We start from the raw sequence: 17,589 nt of genomic DNA on the forward strand, positions 1-17,589 counted from the left end.
CGCCGCTCAGCTCAACCGTTAGGCGTCACATGAAGTGTCACAGACTCGCCATCCTCCCCGCCGCGTTGTTGGCAGTGCTAGCGGTTCGCGTAGATGCTTGCGAAGACGCCGCTGCACGTGTGACGGCACAGAGCTTTGTTGAGAAGGTTGTCCTGGCCGACGACTGCGTACTGGGACTGAAAAGCTTTGACGTTCATGAATTCTGGATTCGCGAATGTGCAAAGCGCCAGGGGTCTCACAAAAACCTCTATGCAGAATTCGCGCGCCGCACAACCGCGAATGTTGTGGAGGTCCGCCTGACGGAGGGCTCCAAGTACGCCGTGGTTCAGTTCAAAGGCCCTGAGCAACTCGCATTTTCGATGGCGCTCAGCCGAGCTGGGCTTTGCCTTGGAAACAACGATACATTGTGGCCGTCGGGCAAGTTGACAGGATGCGGAAAAGAGTTTTGGACCGACATTCCAATTGTGGAATATGCAGGGGCTATCCCTCTGGAATGTCGCGACGAGCACTGGGCGGTTGTGACGCCTAACAAATCGCTGGAGCGGACGCGTGAGAGATAAAGTGCCAAGCTCACACATCGGCGTGCGCGCCGCTCAGCTCAACCGTTAGGCGCCAGTTGTGCAATTACTTCGTCGTTTGATCAGACCGATGACGGGAGGGGCTGTGCTTACAAGTGGCAGATTCAAGATGGGTCTCGCCCTGTCAGTTGTGCCACTGGTGATTGCAGCGGCCGAAAACCCCCCATCCAAGACTCGAGTTCTCATCGCGCCCGAGTGCAAATCGGCATATTTTCTCCTGGGCATCCCATCGCTTCCCGGCGGAATAACGCGCTCAACAAAGCCGGTGCCAGACTACGTGGAGTGGGATCCCTCTGTCGCCAAGCCACTCACGTTTAAAGATCTACGCACTCAAGTGACTTTTTACGTGGAAAGCGATGGCCGGCATTTGGCAGCAATCGATTCACAGGGAAAGATCTTGTGGGTTCGAAATCCCTTTGAAGATTCCAAGCTTTGCCCTTATAGGACGCCGAGGCCGATCATTTATCGGATTGAAGAAGCGGATTCACCACTAGACGCCGATGCACCTGGAAACGAGATCTGGCTCTCCGCCTTCCGCAAGAGAGGCATGGACCCCTCGCATGGATTCATAAGAATCCATTTCGACTCTTCCCAGTTTGGGCTCGTCGATATAAGCAATGGGGCTTTCCTGATGGAGGGCCAAAATTGATTTGGTGTTCTGTGCAAATGGACTCAATTGTGAGAACTATGCTTGAGCGCCTAACACATCGCTGGAGCGGACGCGTGAGGGATAAAGTGCCAAGCTCATGCTGCGGCGTGCGCGCCGCTCAGCTCACCCGTTAGGTTGCTCCGAATTCTCCCCTCAGCGGCTGGGGTTGCAATCCCCTATTTACTGTAGTTACACTAATTCGTGCGCATTACCTTCGATCCAGCCAAGCGAGCCGCCACGCTGGAAGAGCGAGGCCTCGATTTCGCGGATGCCGCCGAGGTTTTCGATGGAATCACGGCCGAAGCGGAGGACACGCGCAAAGACTACGGAGAGACGAGAATCATTTGTTTCGGCCTGCTGCGAGGCCGGCTTGTGCAGATCGTCTATACGCCGCGTGACGCTGGGCGTCACATCATCAGTATGAGGAAAGCCAATGGCCGCGAAAAAGCGCGTCTCGCGCCGCTCCTTGGGATCTGATCTCAAGCGCGTCGACGAACACCGGATCAAGCCGCACGAGTACGTGGATGGCCCACGCCTGACGCCTGAATTGCTTGGTCGCATGGTAGTGAAGAAGCGCGGGCGCCCAATTTCTGGCAATGCACGAAGGCTTCTGACATTGCGCCTTCCGGTCGAGGTCATCGAACGCTGGAAGGCCACTGGCCCTGGCTGGCAAACGCGCATGGCCGACCGTCTTACTAAGACGCGCTAGAGCAACCTAACAAATCGCTCGAGCGGACGCGTGAGGGATAAAGTGCAAAGCTCATACATCGGCGTGCGCGCCGCGCAGCTCAACCGTTAGGCGGTAACCTGTGGACCAGAACCACTACACAGCGACCACAGCACAGTTAAGTGAACAGAATGGACTTGATGTGCGATGGCGCAGTGCTCTCGCTGTATGGTGGAGTGCCGCTTGGCGAGGGTTCCTCTACTCGTTTCCCGCTGGACTGATGTTTGGAGCCGTAGCGGCAGCGATAGGTCGACGAATGGGCATGGCGGAGGCGGCGCAGATCTATGGAGTAGTGGGCACGTATGCCGTCTCGATCCCGCTTTCCATGCTTGCAATGAAGCAAGCGTTGTCGAGGCATGTCGCCTCGCTAGTCGCGGAGCAGGTGGCGTTGCCGCCTAATTCCTCGCTCGAGCGCACGCGTGAGAGATAAAGTGCCAAGCCTAAGCTCAAGCCCAAGCGTCTGCATACGCGGCGCTCAGCTCAACCGCTAGACGACATGAACGGCCGTCGCATCACTACCGATCCTGACGCTCCGTCGAGCGATCCAAGTCTTCCTGCGTTCCTCTCGTAAGCGTCCGGTCTGGGCGCATTGACACGCGATCAGGCGGCGAGCTTGAGCTCAGGTAGTTCGGCGGCGATGGCCCATGGCAGGAGTTCATCGACGTGGTTGATCGGATGCTCGGGCAGGCGTTCGAACAGGTAGCGCAGATACGCCTCGATGTTCAAGCTGTTGAGCTGCGCGGTCGCGATGAGCGAGTAGATCCCGGCAGCACGCTCGCCGCCATCATCGCAGCCGGCAAAGAGCCAGTTCTTGCGCCCGAGCGCGACCGTGCGCAAGGATCGCTCCGCCGCGTTGTTGTCGATCTCGATGCGCCCGTCGTCGCGATAACGCGTGAGCGCCGTCCAGCGCGAGAGCGTGTAACGGATCGCGAGCGCGAACTGGCTCTTCTGGGCGACCTTCGACAACTGCTCGTGCAGCCAGGCGTGCAAGGCGTGGAGTGCGGGACCGGCGCGGGCCTGGCGTACTTCTCGACGTTGATCGGGCGGCGAGCCTCGGATCTCATCCTCGATTGCGTAGAGTTCGCCGATGCGCGCGAGCGCTTCGGCGGCGACGGGAGAGCCGTTCGCGGCGTGCAAGTCGAAGAACTTGCGCCGCGCGTGCGCCCAGCAAGCCGCCTCGATCAGCGGATCTTTGGGTCGGTCGTACAGTCCCTTGAACCCGGCATATCCGTCGGCCTGCAGGACTCCGACGAACGTAGTTAGGTGAGCGTTGGGCCGCTCGGCTTTACGATCCGGCGAGTAGCGCATGAGCACCGCTGGCGGCTCTGTGGATCCGGCAGGCCGATCATCGCGCACGTAAGTCCACAGCCGTCCTTGCTTGGTCGTGCCACGACCAGGGGCCAGAACCGGCACCGGCGTGTCGTCGGCGTGCAGCTTCTCGGCCGACAACACGTAGCGGCCCAGTGCCTCGAGGAGCGGCGAGAGCAACTCGCTTGCGCCTCCGACCCAGTCGGCGAGCGTTGAACGGTCCAGATCGATCCCATCGCGGGCAAAGATCTGGCTCTGCCGATACAGCGGCAGATGATCGGCATACTTGGATACCAGGACGTGTGCGAGCATCCCGGGACCGGCAAGGCCTCGGGCAATCGGACGAGCAGGAGCCGGTGCCTGCACGAGCTTCTCGCACTTCACGCACGAGAACTTCGGCCGCACGTGACGGATGACTTTGTAGCGCTCCGAGATCCACTCGATCATCTCGGCGACGTCTTCGCCTGCGGGGCGCAGCGCGCCGCCGCACTCCGGGCAGGCGCAGGCGCTCTCGTGCACGATCGACTCGCGCGGCAGATGCTCGGGAAGCGGCCGGCGCACGGGCTTGACCGCCGGCTCCTTCGGGGGCGGTTGCGTGTGCGCGGGACGGGCGGCGAGCTGCGACTCCAGATCCTCGAGCCGAAGCTGCATCTGCAAGAGCTCCCGGTCGGCTTGTTCTGAGGATCGGCCGTACTTCTGGCGCTTGAGCACCGCGATCTCGAAGCGCAGCTTCTCGAGCTCGAGTGCCTGGGTGAGCGCGAAGGTCGTGAGAGTCTCGAGATCCTTCGGCAGTTGCTCGCGTGTGAGCGCCATGGGTGCGCATGATACCGCACCCGATCGACAGTGGCTAACTACTTATCACACCGCCAGCGTCGGCTCGTACGTGCGCTCGATACGCCGCCAGTCGATCCCTTCCAGCAGCATCGACAGCTGCGCGCCGGTCAAGTTGACCGAGCCATGGGTTGCCTGCGGCCATACGAACCGGCCGCGCTCAAGTCGTTTGGCAAAAAGACACATCCCATCACCGCTCCACCACAGGATCTTCACCCGATCGCCCGCTCGGCCACGAAACACAAACAGCTGTCCGGAGAACGGATCCTCGGCGAGTTGCTCCTGCACGCTTGCAGCAAGGCCGTCGAACCCTTTACGCATGTCAGTGGCGCCGGCGGCCAGCCACACCTTCACTCCCGCCGGCAGCGCGATCATCGACGAGAAGCCCACTCGAGGATGTGGGTGAGCGTCGCGGGCGGGATCTCGCCGTGTAATCGCACGCTCACGGCGCCCGCGAACGCGATCTCGACACAGATGGGAGTCTGCGCTGCGGGAACCTTGGCGCGCGTCGTCGCCGGTGCCGTTGCCCGCTCGCTCGGCGTCAGCGTCGGCATCGTCACCTTCACCGGCAGCAGCCGCGGCCCCATCTCGCGCTGGCGCTCGAGCAATCCGCGCCGGTGCAGTCGTCGCCATCCAAACACCAGGTTGGCGTTCACGCCGTTACGAAGCGCCACCGCCGCAACCGACGCACCAGGCCGGCTCGCTTCTTCGACAATCCGCAGCTTCTCTTGCACTGATCGAAACTGACGCTTGCCGCCTTGCTCACTCTTGCTCGAAGTGTCCATCTGGGCTCCAAGTGGACACGACCTCCGTGCCACTCATCGCCCCATCATGCGTCGACGCGATCGATCTCAAGAGTGTGCCCAGACCGGACGCTTACTTCCTCTCCAAGCCCACTGATAGTCCTGTGTACCACGGCTATGTAGTTATCCCTGAGACCTGCACAGAGGGCTGGTGCCTGGGATCGATCACTGAGTTCGAAGATCCAGCCGGATGCACGGGCGGTGACGCATTTGTGATTGCTCCTGATGGCAGTAGGGCCGGGTTGGTGTGGGAAGTAGGTGATGAGCCGCTCCAGGAGATCATGGCGCCTGATTCGGAGCGCTGGGGCGTATACGCAATCTGGTTCCCTAGTCCGACTCGGACTATCCAAGACCTGGTAAACAACTTTCGCTTCGTACTTCCGCAGATCAAAGAGGCGTACGCGCGTGCCCGAAAGTAGCTGTCGTCTAACAAATCGCGGGAGCCGACGCGTGCAAGATAAAGGGTCAAGCTCAAACGCCGACGCACGCGCCGCTTAGCTAAACAGTTAGGATTCATGAATATCACCGCCGCGTCCCTCTCCGAACTCGACGAATCCGTCGGCTGCTTGGTCGCGGCGTTCGCGCAGGATCCGATTACTGGATTTCTGTTGCAGCCCGGTCCGGGCTACCAAGAACGCTTGGCGCAATTCTTCTCGCTGCTTATGCGAGCACGCATCACTCTCGAGATGCCGGTCGTTGTGGCCCGAGGCACCTCTGGTATTCATGGAGCAGCAATGGGCTATGCGACTGCGCACCCCGCATGGCCAAAAGATTTGGCGGAAGAGTGGGATCGCTTCGAGAGCGCCATTCCCGAATTGACTGAACGCATGGCGATCTACGATGAGATCGCCGCCAAGGGCAAGCCGCCAGCTCCGCACTATTATCTTGGTGTGGTCGGAGTTCACCCCGACATGCATGGCCGCGGTGTCGGGACGCAACTGCTCAGGTCGTTTTGTGACTTTTCGAGGAGCGATCCGCTGTCCTGCGGCGTGTACCTGGAGACGGCGGAGGAGTCGAACCTCGAGTTCTATGAGCGCGCCGGATTTGCAGAGACCGGCCGCGGCAGACTCGGCAGCGCAACCCTTTGGTGTATGTTTCTGCCGCAGGGATCACGATGACGCCTAACAAATCGCTCGAGCGGGCGCGGGCAAGATAAAGTGCCAGGTTCATGCGACGACGGTCGCGCCGCTCGGCTCAATCGTTAGACCGCCAATGATGCCCCCGTCGACCAGATTCGCAGTTCATTTCGCTGTTGCCGCTTCAGCGGTGGTCGCCATTGGAACTCTGGTCTCGGAGCTCATCGAAGATTCGACTCACCAACAATTCGCGTTGCCGCCGTTTGGGATGACGGCAGCAATACTCTCCGCGGGAACGTTTATCTGGTCATACCTGGTTGCGGCTGGAAGCGCTTGGTCGTTTCGCGACATCGGTTCGGCCGCACCTGTGCTTGGATACGTGGGTGGGGCCGCCTTTGCTCTGCTAACACCAATGCTTGGGTACGTCCTCTGGAGCATGGAATTTCCGGTGTTTGCGGTCGCCATGTTTTGCTGGGTTGTGCTTTTCCCGGCGGCGTTCACATTTGGCGTCGGTCGGTGGGTGCGGTCCAGAGAATCGCTGGAGCCTTCGCCGGGGAGATAAAATGCCAATCCCAAGTCGCCACCCCAGCGGTGTTTTTCTCGTCTGTCAGACGGCATGATCCACGAGCGCCGAGCTACCGTTCCTTCGGCATTGCGGGTTATAAAGATCGCGCACACGCTGGCATGGTCGCTGATTGCGGGTTGTATCGTGGCGCTGCCAATTGCGGCATACCTCGAGCACTTCACGCTCGCAGCGACCCTGATCGCGGTCGTACTCGTTGAGGTGACAGTGCTCGTCTTCAACCGGTTTCGGTGCCCCTTGACCGCCATGGCAGCGCGTTACACAAGTGATCGTCGTCCAAACTTCGATATCTATCTACCCACATGGATCGCCCGCTACAACAAGGAAATCTTCGGAACTCTATTCGTGGCGGGAATGGTCTTCACATTCGTCCGCTGGAAATCCACATGAAACCCTTCCTGCTCTCTAACAAGCTGCTGGAACGCGCGCGTGAAGCGACGCATGAATGAGATCACCAAGTGCAGTGGGGCGCGTTTTCGAGCTCGCCTGCTTGGCGCCGTCCTGGGAATCGCGCTTTCCCTGGCGCAGGCGGCTCCGCCGGAAGATCCCGTCCTCGGGACCTGGATACTGAACGTCGAGAAATCCACTTTCATCCCCGGCCCGGGCTGGCAGAGCCAGGTTCGCGTGTATCGTGAAACCCCCGCCGGAGTTTCGGTCGTCTGGACTGGCGTTGGCGCCAAGGGCGAGGCGATGCGGGTCACTTACACATATAAGTACGACGGCAAGGACAAGCCGATGGATGGATCGGGAAATTACGATACATTGAACGCCGTGCGCATCGATGCGTGGACCGTGAGATCGGAAGAAAAACGCGCCGGCAAGACAGTCGGTATTGCCCTGCGCAAAGTTTCTGCAGATGGAAAGGTTCTGACGATCACCGACGAGGGCGTGAACAGAAAAGGCGCCAGGTTTTCGCAGGTTCTCGTTTTCGACAAGCAGTGACGCGGAATAGATAGATGTATTCGAAGACTCTGTACGCCGGCTGGAGCGACATGGATTTCAACTCCCACATGCGCAACACGGCCTATCTGGACAAGTCGGCCGACGTGCGCCAGATGTTCCTGATGGAACACGGTTTCCCGATGGAGGAATTCGTCCGCCTGAAGATAGGTCCGGTCGTCATGAAAGACGAGGTCGAGTACTTCAGGGAAGTGGGTCTGCAACAGCAGATCACCGTCACGTATGTGCTGGCGGGCCAGTCCGATGACGGCAGCCGCTTCCTCTTGCGCCACGAGATCTTTCGCTCCGACGGCAAACTCAGCGCACGCGTCACGAGCGCGGGCGGGTGGCTGGATCTCAACGAACGCAAACTCATCGCGCCGCCGCCGGCATTGCTGGCCGCGATGAATTCGCTCGAGCGAACGGGCGATTTCGTCGTCATGCCTTCGAGCGTGAAGTCGCGCGGTTGAACGTGCCGGCGCAGGCGCAAGCAGAGTCTTTTCGTCTCGCCATCGAGCGTGGCGATCCGCGCGCGGTGGAAGCGGCGCTGCAGTCCGACCCGGGACTCGCCAACCGCACCATCCGCTGGTATCTCAAACAGCAGAACGAATCCGCTCCGCTGCACTACGTTTCGGACTGCGTCGGCAACACGTGGCTGACCAACGGCACGGAGGGCGAGATCGCGCAACTGCTCGTCGAGCACGGCGCGCAGATCGATGGCACTCCCGGCCGGGAATCTCCGCTGATCGCGGCTGCATCGCTCGGCGCCAGCCGCGTGGCGAAGGTGCTCATCGATGCGGGCGCGAATCTCGAACTCACATCCATCTTCGGCGCGCGGGCGTTGCACTGGGCGGCCTGGACCGGCGCCGTGCCGACCGTCGAACTGCTGCTCGGGCGCGGCGCCGCGATGGAAGAACGGTGTTCCGAATTCGGGGCGACGCCCCTGTTCTGGGCCGTGCACGGATATGGCCCGCGAGGGACCCAGGACAAGGGCGGGCAGGTGGCCGCTGCGCGCGCGCTCATCGAAGCCGGCGCACGGGTTGCAACGGCCAACAAGTACGGCGAATCTGCGCTCGAGATGTCGAAGCGCTGTGCCAGGCAGGACATGTACGAGTTGCTCGTTCGGGCTGGGTAGTTTGAATGGTTGGCGATCCACACAATTTCGAGCTCCGCCAGGTCGAAGGTGCGCAACTGGTTGCGCGAGCGCGCGAACTGTTCCGCGAATATGCCGAGGCGATCGGCACCGACCTCGAGTACCAGGGGTTTTCAGCGGAGCTCGCCTCGTCGCCGGCGCCTTATGCGCCTCCGGCGGGCGCGTTGCTCATCGCGCAGGATGGCCCGGAGTTGGCAGGCTGCGTTGCCATGCGGCCGCTGGATGGCAGCACTGGCGAAATGAAGCGCTTGTACGTGCGCGCCGGGTACCGTGGTTCGGGGCTTGGCAGGATCCTGGTCGAGGCGGTCGTTGACGCGGCGCGCCGTGCGGACTATCGGGAGCTGCGGCTGGACACCTTGCCGGACATGGCGGCGGCGCAGGCGCTGTATCGGCGGCTCGGGTTCGTCGACATCCATCCGTACGGTGAAAAACATCTTCCTGGTACGAAGTTTTTTTCCTTGGCATTGTCCCGGTGAAAATCCTCTACGCAATCCTGGCGGTCGCGGGCGCGGTCATTCCCTACAGCCAATTCATCCCGTGGGCTGCCGATCACGGGCTGAACGTGAAAGAATTCGTGCTCGAGCTGTTCCGATGGACATAGAGAGGAAATGACATGCCAGGTACCGTTCGTTTACATCGCGTGCTTCGCACCAAGCCCGAGAAAGTATTCAAGGCATTCACTCATGCCGACGGTCTGGCCAAGTGGCTGCCGCCGTTCGGTTTCACCTGCAAGGTGCATCACCTCGATGCAAAGGTGGGCGGCACGTTCAAGATGTCGTTCCACAACTTCTCGACCGGAAACGGCCATTCCTTCGGTGGCGAATATCTCGAGCTCGTGCCGGGAGCGCTGATCCGTTACACGGACAAGTTCGACGATCCGAATCTGCCTGGCGCCATGCAGGTGACGGTGTCGCTGAAGGCGGTGTCGTGCGGCACGGATGTGTCGATCGTCCAGGAAGGCATTCCGGACGTCATTCCCACCGAGATGTGTTACCTCGGCTGGCAGGAATCGCTGGTGCAGCTCGCGCATCTGGTCGAGCCCGATATTCCGGATTGAGCATGCGCCTCGATTGTGGATCCTGCGTGGTCAGGGATTGGGATCTTGCCGACAAGCCGTCGCTGCTGCGCTTCGCGAATAACCGCAAGATCTGGCGCAATCTCACGCATCGGTTTCCGCATCCGTACACCGAGGCTGATGCGGACTCCTGGTTTTCCCGGCTCGCGGGGAGGGCGGGGCAGTTCAACTGGGCGATCGAAGTCGACCAGCTGGCTGTCGGTGGCATCGGCACGGACCGGGGCGAGGGTGTGTACGCGAAGGGCGCGCGGTTCGGCTACTGGTTATGCGAGCCGTACTGGGGCCGCGGCATCACGACGGCCGCGGTGCGCGCGGTCGTCGATCACGTCTTCAGCCGTTTCGACCTGGTGCGGCTCGAGGCACCGGTGTTCGAGTGGAACCCGGCGTCGATGCGGGTGCTCGAGAAATGCGGTTTCGTCCGGGAAGGTGTGCTGCGCAAGAGTATCGAGAAGGACGGGCAGATCATCGACGCGGTTCTGTACACACGTCTGCGTTGATCTCCACACCCGCCACGTCAATCGTGGCCGGCTTTACCCATCTAGTTCCCGCAAGTCCCACCTGGCACCAACTGGTGCGGCCGGCGGCACCCTCTGCACTGGACTGAAGCAGCGGCGGCGAGCCGGGTGCCCGGCTGCTCAAACTTCCCGATTTTGCGCGCTGGCACAGGGGTTGCTTATCCGGCTCATTCTGCAGTCGGACGAGGGCGAGAAGGCAATGACAAAACGTGTCGTCGTGGTGGGGCACGGTATGGTCGGCCAGCGATTTCTCGAATCGCTGACGCAGGATTCTCCTGCCGATCTTGCGATCACCATGCTCGCGGAAGAGCCGCGCCTGGCGTACGACCGCGTGAATCTCACGAAGTTTTTCGCTGGCTCGACCGCGGAAGACCTCACGCTCACCAGCCGCGAGTTTTTCGACAAGAACGGCATCGAACTATATTCAGGCGATCCGGTGGCGTCGATCGATCGCGCCGGCAAATGTGTCATCACGCGGAGCGGCGCGGAATACGAATACGACGTGCTCATTCTCGCGACCGGATCGAGCCCGTTCGTGCCGCCGATTCCGGGGCGCGATCGTCCCGGCGTGTTCGTCTATCGGACCATCGAAGACCTCGAAGCGATCAGTGAAGCCGGCAAGAATTCCACGCGCGGAGTCGTGATCGGCGGCGGTCTGCTCGGCCTCGAGGCGGCGAAGGCGCTGAAGGATCTGGGCCTCACTACCAACGTGGTCGAGTTCGCGCCGCGGCTCATGGCGGTGCAGGTGGACGAGGGCGGCGGCGGGCTGCTGCGTTCGCGAATCGAAGGCCTGGGTGTCGCGGTCCACACCGGCAAGAACACCATACGCATCGAAGACGGTGAAACCGCGCGGCATCGCATGTGTTTCGCGGACGGCGGCACGCTGGAAACCGACGTCGTGGTCATTTCCGCCGGCATCCGGCCGCGCGACGAACTGGCGCGCGCCTGCGGCATCGACGTGGCGCCACGCGGCGGTATCGCCATCGATGGCGACTGCCGCACATCGGACGATTCGATCTATGCCATCGGCGAATGCGCCGCGCACGAAGGCCGCGTGTTCGGCCTCGTGGCGCCCGGCTACCAGATGGCGCGCGTCGCCGCGTCGCGGGTGCTCGGAGTCGAAGGCGAGATCTTTACCGGCGCCGACATGAGCACCAAGCTCAAGCTGCTGGGTGTCGAGGTCGGCTCGATCGGCGATGCGCACGCGGCCACCGCCGGTGCGCGGGTGTATTCCTTCTTTGACCAGCGGCGCGAGGTCTACAAGAAACTCGTCGTGGACGCCGAGGGCAAGAAGCTCATCGGCGCGGTGCTGGTGGGTGACACGTCTGACTACTCGATGTGGCATCAGACGGTCAGCAATGCGCTGCCGCTTCCAGAAAATCCCGAAACCATGTTGTTTCCCGCGGCGGCGGCCGGCGCGGGTGCACCCCCGGCCAATGCGCTGGCCGCGCTGCCTTTGACCGCGCAAGTCTGCTCCTGCAACAACGTATCGAAGGGCGGGTTGTGTTCGGCGATCGAAGCCGGCTGCACCACGGTCGGCGCATTGAAGACGAAGACCAAGGCCGGCACGACGTGTGGCGGCTGCACTCCGCTGGTCACGCAGATCCTCAATGCGGAGCTGCGCAAGCGCGGCGTCAACGTCAACACGTCGATGTGCGAGCACTTCCCGTACACGCGCCAGCAATTGTTCCACCTGGTGCGCATCGGCGAGCTCAAGCAGTTCGAGGACGTGCTCACCAAACACGGCAAGGGCCTGGGCTGCGACATCTGCAAGCCTGCGCTCGCGTCGATACTGGCGTCCTGCTGGAACGAGTTCGTTCTCAAGAAACTTCACGCGCCGCTGCAGGACACCAACGACTACTTCCTCGCCAACATGCAGAAGGACGGCACGTATTCCGTCGTCCCCCGGGTGCCGGGTGGGGAAATCACGCCCGACAAGCTGATCGTCATCGGCGCGGTGGCGAAGAAGTACGGGCTGTACACCAAGATCACCGGCGGGCAGCGCATCGACATGTTCGGCGCGCAGGTGCACCAGCTGCCGCTGATCTGGCGCGAGTTGATAGATGCCGGCTTCGAATCCGGCCACGCCTATGGGAAGGCGCTGCGCACGGTCAAAAGCTGCGTGGGTTCGACCTGGTGCCGCTACGGCGTGCAGGACAGCGTCGGCCTCGCGATCGATCTCGAGAATCGTTACAAGGGGTTGCGCGCGCCTCACAAGATCAAGTTCGCGGTCTCCGGCTGCACGCGCGAATGCGCCGAGGCGCAGAGCAAGGACGTCGGCATCATCGCCACGGAAGGCGGCTGGAACCTGTACGTCTCCGGTAACGGCGGCATGAAGCCGCGCCACGCGGACCTGCTGGCGCGCGATCTCGATACCGCCACGCTCGTCAGGTACATCGATCGTTACCTGATGTTCTACATCCGCACCGGCGACCGGCTGCAGCGCACCTCGACCTGGCTGGAAAACCTCGAAGGTGGCATCGAATACGTGCGCAAGGTGGTTTGTGAGGACTCGCTCGGCATCGGTGCGGAGCTCGAAGCCGACATGGCGCGCGTCATCGCCAACTACGCCTGTGAATGGAAGGTGGCAATCGAAGATCCCCAGACGCTCAAGCGCTTCAGGCATTTCGTGAACGCGGACACCGGCGACAGGAATGTCTTGTTCGTCGAGGAGCGCGGGCAGATCCGCCCGGCAAACGAGGCCGAACGCGCGCGGGCCGCCGAGGTGGCGGCGTGAGCACGGCTCGAGGCGCAAACGAGACCGAACGATGGCAAAGCGTTTGTGCTGTCGATGACCTGGTCGAAGGCACGGGCGTCTGCGCGCTGTTGAACGGCCGCCAGATTGCCGTGTTCCAGGTCGAAGGGCGGGTGTACGCGCTCGACAACTTCGACCCGGGCAGCCGGGCCAATGTGTTGTCGCGAGGCCTGACCGGCGACCTGCAGAACGAACGCGTAGTCGCTTCGCCTATCTACAAGCATCACTTCGCGTTGTCGAGCGGCCGTTGTCTCGAAGATCCTACTTTCAGCGTCAGCACGTACGCCACACGTATCGCCGATGGCGTGGTGCAGGTGGAAACACCGCGTGCCGCGCGCCGCACGCGCCTGGTCGTGGCGGGCAATGGCATGGCGGGCATGCGCACGGTGGAGGAGCTGCTCAAGCTCGGCGTCGCGGACCGGTTTCAGATCACCGTGTTTGGCGCCGAACCGCGCGGCAACTACAACCGCATCCTGTTGTCGCCGGTGCTTTCCGGAGAGCGGCAGGCCGATGACATCATGCTGCACCGGCCGGGCTGGTACACCAAGCGCGGCATCACGCTGCGATCCGGCGACCCTGTTGTGGAGATCGATCGCAAGAGGCGCGTGGTGCGTTCGCGCAGCGGCGTCATCGCGTCCTATGACCGGCTGCTGATCGCCACGGGATCGGACCCGGTGGTGCTGCCGTTGCCGGGCAACGACCTGCCGGGAGTCGTGACGTTTCGCGATCTCGACGATGTAAACCAGATGCTCGAGCGCAGCGGCGCCGGGCGTCGTGCCGTGGTCATCGGCGGCGGGTTGTTAGGGCTGGAGGCGGCGCACGGTCTCGCCTTGCGCGGCATGCACGTCACGGTAGTGCACCTGATGGATACGTTGATGGAGCGCCAGCTCGACGCCCCCGCCAGCGCTTTGCTCAAGGCCGCGCTCGAAAAGCGCGGCATCGAATTCCGCATGCGCGCGAAGACGCGGGGTATCGTCGGCCCGGAACGTGTTACCGCCGTGGAGTTCGAGAGCGGCGAAGCCGTGCCCGCGGACCTGGTCGTCATGGCGGTCGGCGTGCGGCCCAACATGGACCTGGCCAAGTCCGCCTGCCTGGCCTGCGACCGCGGCATCCTGGTCGACGACACGCTGCAGACTTACGACCCGTCCATCTACGCGGTGGGAGAATGCGTGCAGCATCGCCGGCAGACGTTCGGACTGGTGGCGCCGCTGTGGGAGCAGGCGCGCATCTGCGCGCAGCACATCGCCGAGATCGGCGTGTCGCGGTTCTCGGGCGCCATCAATGCGACGCAGTTGAAAGTCTCCGGCATCGAAGTGTTTTCGGCCGGCGATTTTTCGGAAAACGCGAATCGCGAGTCGCTGGTGCATTCGGACCAGCGCCGCGGCGTGTACAAACGCATCGTGCTCGAGGGCAACAAGGTATGTGGAGCAGTGCTGTACGGTGACGTGCGCGATGCCGCACGCTTGCGCGATCTGATCGCCGACCAGATAGACGTCGGGCCGATCCGCGATCAGCTGCTGCTCGATTCGCCCGTGGCCGCTTGATTGGTACCGCTCCCGTCCGATCGCGCCACCTTCTGCTGATATTTTGGGTATTGTCCGGCGCTGCCAGATCGTCGCACGAGGGATTCATGAAATTCAGATGGTACCTGGCCGCGCTGTGCGCGTGCCCGATCGCGCCGGCGTACGCACAGTTGCCGGCGACAGTCCGCTCCCCCGACACGCGCATCTCGGTCACGATCGCGCAGAACGACGCAGGTCAACTCAGCTACAGCATCACACGCAACGGGGAGACGTTGTTTGCGCCCTCGGCTTTGCGCGTGCGACTGGTGGAGGGCGACGTCTCGGGCGTCGACGTGCGGACGGTGCACCCGCGCAGCGTCGACCAGGTGCAGAAATTGGTGGCGACGAAGGCTGCCGAGGCGCGCGACCGCTTCAATGAGTTGACCATCACGGCCGTGCCTCGCTCCCGTGCCATGCGCTCGCTGCAGTGGATCTTCCGCGCGTACGACGATGGCGTGGCGTTCCGGTTCCTGGTCCCCGCCGATGCGGGACTCGAGACACTCGGGGTGCTCGCGGAGGAAACCGAATTCACGTTCGGCGGCGACTACACGTGCCATGGATTCAACGTCGCACGGGTGGATTCGAGTCACGAGGGCGAGTTCGACGCGATCCAGGCGAGCCGCATCCGCGAGCACAATCTCTACGACTTGCCGCTGGTGTGCCGCGCGGCCGGTAGTGCATTCGCCATCGGCGAGGCAAACCTCATCGATTACGGCGGGCTGTATCTCGGCGGGCGCGGCGATGGCAAACCGGGCGTGCAGGCACGCGTCTCGCGCCGGCTCGACGACAAGACCCTGGTCGCGCGGGCGGAGGTCGGCGGACACGGCACGGGGTCGCCGTGGCGCGTCATCCTGCTGGGCGATCGGCTCGGGAACCTCATCGAGTCCAACCTCATCGGCAACCTGAATCCGCCGGCGGCATTCGATACCGCCTGGATCAAGCCGGGCAAGACAGCGTGGGACTGGTGGTCCGGACCCTATCTACCGCCGCCGGACAAGGGTGGCACCGACATGCCGACTATCCGGCGTTACATCGACTTCGCGGGCCGATCCGGCTTCGAATACATGATGATCGACGAGGGCTGGTGCCTGAATTCCGGGACCGGCGGCGGCGCGCGCGGGGATGCCGACGTCACGAAGACGAAGCCCGACCTCGACATGCCTGCGCTGGTGGCTTACGCGGCGAAGAAGAAAGTGAGGCTGTGGTTGTGGGTGCAGTGGTCGCTGCTCGACCGTCAGATGGATGCCGCGCTCGCTCAGTACGAGAAGTGGGGCATCGCGGGCATCAAGGTCGATTTCATGGACCGCAACGATCAGCAGATGGTCGATTATTACCACAAGCTGATGGGCAAGGCGGCGGAGCACAAGCTGCTGGTCGACATGCATGGCGCGTATCCGCCCACGGGTCTCAATAGAACATACCCAAACTACCTGACGCAGGAAGGGGTCATGGGTGCGGAGTACAACAAGTGGAGCCGGCGCGTCACCGCCACGCACAACGTGAGCCTCGCATTCACACGCATGTTGTTAGGGCCGCTCGACTACACGCCGGGTGGTTTCCGCAATGCAACGCCCGGCACGTTCCAGGCGATCAACAGCCCGCCGCAGGTGCAGACCACGCGCGGCCACGGACTCGGGATGTTCGTGGTGTATGAGAGCCCGTTCCAGATGGTGGCCGACAGTCCGGACGTGTATGAAAACGCGGCCGGCTTCGATTTCGTGAAGGCCGTGCCGACGGCGTGGGATGAAACGCGCTTTCTGCAGGGCGAGATCGACGACTACGTCGTCGTGGCTCGCCGCAAAGGGCAGCACTGGTACGTGGGCGCGATGGGCAATGAGAAGGCGCATTCGATTTCGCTGCCGCTGGATTTTCTCGGCGCGGGGAAATTCAAGGCGAAGATCTATGAGGACGGCGCGACACCGACGACGTTGAAAGAGATGACGCGCAACGTGACCGCGGCGGATTCGCTCCAGTTGACGCTGGCACCCTCTGGCGGCGCCGCGATTCAGATCAGAGGCCCCTGACCCAGATTAAAAGGTGACCTGCCGAAAAGGGGACAGATCTATTTATTGGTGCCGCGTCGCGCGGCACCAATAAATAGATCTGTCCCCTTTTCGGCTTACGCAGTGCCGGTCTGATCGCCGCCTTTCTTGGTCTGCAGCGCTTCGCCGAGCGCGACGACCAGCGGTTTCATGAACCAGGAATGCTCGGGGCTCGACGACACTTCGAATCCATACGAACGGATGGATTCGGCCACGATCGGCCCAACGGCCGCGATCATGGTGCGCGTCAACGCCTTGCGCACCAGCGCGGCGGGATGCTGCGTCATCAGGCGCTCGATCTGCAGTTTGCTGGTGAACGCGATCGCGTCCACCTGGCCCGCGGCCATCTTCTCGAGCAAAGCCTGCACGCTCGCATCGTCGGCAGCGTTTCCATAGACGTACGGCGCGACGGTGGTGACCGCGGCGTTCCTTTCGCGCAGGAAGCGCATCAGCGTGAGGTTGGGATCGTTGCCGTAGAGCTGTACGGCGACGCGACGCGCGGAGAGATCTTGCGCTGACAGCGAGCGGATTACGCCATCCGTCGTGGGCTCGGTCGCTTCGATGCCGGGCTTGAGACCGAGCGCGCGCAGCGCCCGCGCCGGCTTCGGGCCGCGCGTCACCGTGCGTAGTTTGCTCAACCCCTCCACGAAGCGTGTTCGCAGTGGCGGATCGTGTTTGTCGATGCAGCTCAGGATGCGCGTCAGGCCTTCACCCGTGATCAGGATGAAATCCTCGAAACCTCCGTCGGCGAGGCGCACGGCGAACGCCAGCACCTGTGCGCTATGCGGCGAATCGTAGATGTTGACCAGCGGACAACGCAGCACCTCGGCGCCACGGCGCTCCAGCAACGCGCTGAGCACTTCCAGCTCGCGCATTTCCGGCACGGCAATCCGCTTGCCCTTGAGATTCCACTCGATCATCGGGGTCGGACAATATCACCGGAGCGGCGTCCGGTGAGAGCGCGGAGGACGGCGTGATTTTCTGCACTGGTTT

The 17,589-nt window shown here is 62.4% G+C and carries 20 protein-coding genes; 16 read left to right on the forward strand and 4 right to left on the reverse strand.

Translation table 11 applies throughout. The features are described from left to right. Window positions 1–119 precede the first annotated feature (119 nt). The 4 genes from WDO72_14755 to WDO72_14770 all read left to right on the forward strand — a co-directional run bounded on the left by WDO72_14755 (window position 120) and on the right by WDO72_14770 (window position 1,936). Entirely contained in the window at window positions 120–560 is a 441-nt protein-coding gene (locus WDO72_14755; protein ID MEJ0086935.1) for a hypothetical protein, read from the forward strand. 127 nt (window positions 561–687) lie between these two features. Then, the gene (locus tag WDO72_14760) at window positions 688–1,227 is read left to right on the forward strand and encodes a hypothetical protein (GenBank protein MEJ0086936.1); all 540 of its coding nucleotides are present in this window, start codon (window positions 688–690) and stop codon (window positions 1,225–1,227) included. 201 nt (window positions 1,228–1,428) lie between these two features. After that, window positions 1,429–1,704: a BrnT family toxin gene (locus tag WDO72_14765; GenBank protein MEJ0086937.1), complete on the forward strand. Its 276-nt coding sequence runs from the start codon at window positions 1,429–1,431 to the stop codon at window positions 1,702–1,704. Next, window positions 1,661–1,936, forward strand: coding sequence for a BrnA antitoxin family protein (locus WDO72_14770; GenBank protein MEJ0086938.1), 276 nt, complete (start codon window positions 1,661–1,663; stop codon window positions 1,934–1,936). Before WDO72_14765 ends, WDO72_14770 begins: the two co-directional genes overlap by 44 nt. Before the next feature lie 618 nt (window positions 1,937–2,554). Here WDO72_14770 and WDO72_14775 read toward each other — a convergent pair. Genes WDO72_14775 through WDO72_14785 form a run of 3 tightly spaced genes read right to left on the reverse strand, consistent with a single transcriptional unit; the run spans window position 2,555 to window position 4,878 of the window. Next, the gene (locus tag WDO72_14775; GenBank protein ID MEJ0086939.1) at window positions 2,555–4,075 is read right to left on the reverse strand and encodes an IS66 family transposase; all 1,521 of its coding nucleotides are present in this window, start codon (window positions 4,073–4,075) and stop codon (window positions 2,555–2,557) included. 45 nt (window positions 4,076–4,120) lie between these two features. Beyond that, window positions 4,121–4,468 (reverse strand): IS66 family insertion sequence element accessory protein TnpB, encoded by a 348-nt coding sequence (tnpB, locus tag WDO72_14780; protein MEJ0086940.1) that lies wholly within the window; start codon window positions 4,466–4,468, stop codon window positions 4,121–4,123. Beyond that, window positions 4,465–4,878, reverse strand: a complete 414-nt coding sequence (locus WDO72_14785; protein MEJ0086941.1) for a transposase — start codon at window positions 4,876–4,878, stop codon at window positions 4,465–4,467. The genes tnpB and WDO72_14785 overlap by 4 nt, the downstream gene beginning before the upstream one ends. 533 nt (window positions 4,879–5,411) lie before the next feature. Here WDO72_14785 and WDO72_14790 point away from each other — a divergent pair. From WDO72_14790 to WDO72_14845, 12 genes are all read left to right on the forward strand, one after another. After that, window positions 5,412–6,014: a GNAT family N-acetyltransferase gene (locus WDO72_14790; GenBank protein ID MEJ0086942.1), complete on the forward strand. Its 603-nt coding sequence runs from the start codon at window positions 5,412–5,414 to the stop codon at window positions 6,012–6,014. A 574-nt stretch (window positions 6,015–6,588) separates the two neighbouring features. Further along, complete coding sequence (locus WDO72_14795; protein MEJ0086943.1) at window positions 6,589–6,945, forward strand: hypothetical protein; 357 nt, start codon at window positions 6,589–6,591, stop codon at window positions 6,943–6,945. Between the two features lie 51 nt (window positions 6,946–6,996). Then, the gene (locus WDO72_14800; protein MEJ0086944.1) at window positions 6,997–7,497 is read left to right on the forward strand and encodes a hypothetical protein; all 501 of its coding nucleotides are present in this window, start codon (window positions 6,997–6,999) and stop codon (window positions 7,495–7,497) included. 14 nt (window positions 7,498–7,511) lie between these two features. Further along, window positions 7,512–7,964, forward strand: coding sequence for a thioesterase family protein (locus tag WDO72_14805; GenBank protein MEJ0086945.1), 453 nt, complete (start codon window positions 7,512–7,514; stop codon window positions 7,962–7,964). Window positions 7,965–7,966: 2 nt separating this feature from the next. Continuing rightward, complete coding sequence (locus tag WDO72_14810) at window positions 7,967–8,629, forward strand: ankyrin repeat domain-containing protein (GenBank protein ID MEJ0086946.1); 663 nt, start codon at window positions 7,967–7,969, stop codon at window positions 8,627–8,629. A gap of 5 nt (window positions 8,630–8,634) precedes the next feature. After that, window positions 8,635–9,123, forward strand: coding sequence for a GNAT family N-acetyltransferase (locus WDO72_14815; GenBank protein ID MEJ0086947.1), 489 nt, complete (start codon window positions 8,635–8,637; stop codon window positions 9,121–9,123). Next, complete coding sequence (locus WDO72_14820; GenBank protein MEJ0086948.1) at window positions 9,120–9,248, forward strand: DUF2834 domain-containing protein; 129 nt, start codon at window positions 9,120–9,122, stop codon at window positions 9,246–9,248. Before WDO72_14815 ends, WDO72_14820 begins: the two co-directional genes overlap by 4 nt. Window positions 9,249–9,260: 12 nt before the next feature. Then, window positions 9,261–9,704 carry an SRPBCC family protein gene (locus WDO72_14825; GenBank protein ID MEJ0086949.1) on the forward strand — a complete coding sequence of 148 codons (444 nt, stop codon included), beginning with the start codon at window positions 9,261–9,263 and terminating at the stop codon, window positions 9,702–9,704. 2 nt (window positions 9,705–9,706) lie between these two features. Beyond that, entirely contained in the window at window positions 9,707–10,219 is a 513-nt protein-coding gene (locus WDO72_14830) for a GNAT family N-acetyltransferase (protein ID MEJ0086950.1), read from the forward strand. A 217-nt stretch (window positions 10,220–10,436) separates the two neighbouring features. Continuing rightward, window positions 10,437–12,974: a nitrite reductase large subunit NirB gene (nirB, locus tag WDO72_14835; protein ID MEJ0086951.1), complete on the forward strand. Its 2,538-nt coding sequence runs from the start codon at window positions 10,437–10,439 to the stop codon at window positions 12,972–12,974. Next, window positions 12,971–14,536, forward strand: coding sequence for a nitrite reductase small subunit NirD (nirD, locus tag WDO72_14840; protein MEJ0086952.1), 1,566 nt, complete (start codon window positions 12,971–12,973; stop codon window positions 14,534–14,536). The genes nirB and nirD overlap by 4 nt, the downstream gene beginning before the upstream one ends. 86 nt (window positions 14,537–14,622) lie before the next feature. Then, window positions 14,623–16,578: a glycoside hydrolase family 97 protein gene (locus WDO72_14845; protein ID MEJ0086953.1), complete on the forward strand. Its 1,956-nt coding sequence runs from the start codon at window positions 14,623–14,625 to the stop codon at window positions 16,576–16,578. A 95-nt stretch (window positions 16,579–16,673) separates the two neighbouring features. Here WDO72_14845 and WDO72_14850 read toward each other — a convergent pair whose 3' ends face one another. Continuing rightward, entirely contained in the window at window positions 16,674–17,516 is an 843-nt protein-coding gene (locus tag WDO72_14850) for a uroporphyrinogen-III synthase (protein MEJ0086954.1), read from the reverse strand. Window positions 17,517–17,589 lie beyond the last annotated feature (73 nt).

The sequence above is a fragment of the Pseudomonadota bacterium genome, assembly GCA_037200975.1.
Classification (GTDB): domain Bacteria; phylum Pseudomonadota; class Gammaproteobacteria; order Steroidobacterales; family Steroidobacteraceae; genus CADEED01.